This is a genomic window from Protofrankia coriariae (assembly GCF_001017755.1).
Lineage (GTDB): Bacteria > Actinomycetota > Actinomycetes > Frankiales > Frankiaceae > Protofrankia > Protofrankia coriariae.
On record NZ_JWIO01000002.1, the window covers coordinates 154,796 to 155,806 of the forward strand.

1 protein-coding gene is annotated in these 1,011 nt (G+C 69.2%); it reads left to right on the top strand.

The annotated features are described in order from the left end of the window. Window positions 1–82 precede the first annotated feature (82 nt). Window positions 83–1,011, top strand: a 929-nt coding sequence (locus FrCorBMG51_RS01780; RefSeq protein WP_157180359.1) for a bifunctional riboflavin kinase/FAD synthetase, incomplete at its 3' end; no start/stop codon positions are given.

Genomic DNA, 1,011 nt, shown 5'->3' on the forward strand with positions numbered 1-1,011 from the left:
CCGCGGGGGCCGGCCGGCCGTTGGTGGTTTTCACGCCGCCTTCCACCCCTGGGCCCGCGGAGATCCCGATAGGCTTTTGAACGTGCAGTGGTGGCGTGAAGTGCGCAATACGCCGGACGACTGGCCCGGCGGTGTCGTGACGATCGGTTTTTTCGACGGCGTCCACCGCGGCCACCAGCAGATCATCACGCGTGCGGTCGAGCGGGGGCGCCAGGCCGGCGAGCCGGTGCTGGTGCTGACCTTCGATCCGCATCCGGCGGAGGTCATCAGTCCAGGTAGTCACCCACCGTTGCTGACCACTCCCGATTTCAAGATTGAACTGCTGGGTCGTCTGGGTGTCGACGCCGTGTGCGTGCAGTCGTTCACGCCCGAGTTCAGCCTGGTGTCGGCGGCGGACTTCGTCCACGACATGCTGCGGCCCCGGCTGCGGCCGAGCGTGGTGGTGGTGGGTGAGAACTTCACCTACGGCCACCGGGCGGAGGGGAACCTGGAGAGCCTGCGCCGCGCCGGCGAGACGGAGGGCTTCGCGGTGGAGGGCGTCCGGCTCGTGCGCGAGGACGACCATGTGCTCTCCTCCACCCATATCCGGGCTCGTATCGCCGAGGGTGACGTGGCGACGGCGGCGCGTGCGCTCGGCCGTGACCATCGGATCGAGGGGATCGTGGTGCACGGCGACGCGCGCGGGCGGACCATCGGATATCCGACAGCGAACCTGCTCACCACCCGGTATGCGGCGATACCGGCGGACGGTGTCTACGCCGGGTACGTGCTGCGCGCCGCCGAGCGTTGTCCGGCGGCGATCTCGATCGGGACGAACCCCACGTTCGACGGTGCAGACCGCCGGGTCGAGGCGTACCTGCTCGACTTCGATGGCGATCTCTACGGCGCCCAGCTGGCGTTCGAGTTCACCGAGCGGCTGCGTCCGACCCTGCGTTTCGACTCCGTGGGCGACCTGATCACCCAGATGGCCGCCGACGTGACCGCCACCCGCAAGATCACGGCGGCGGCGGG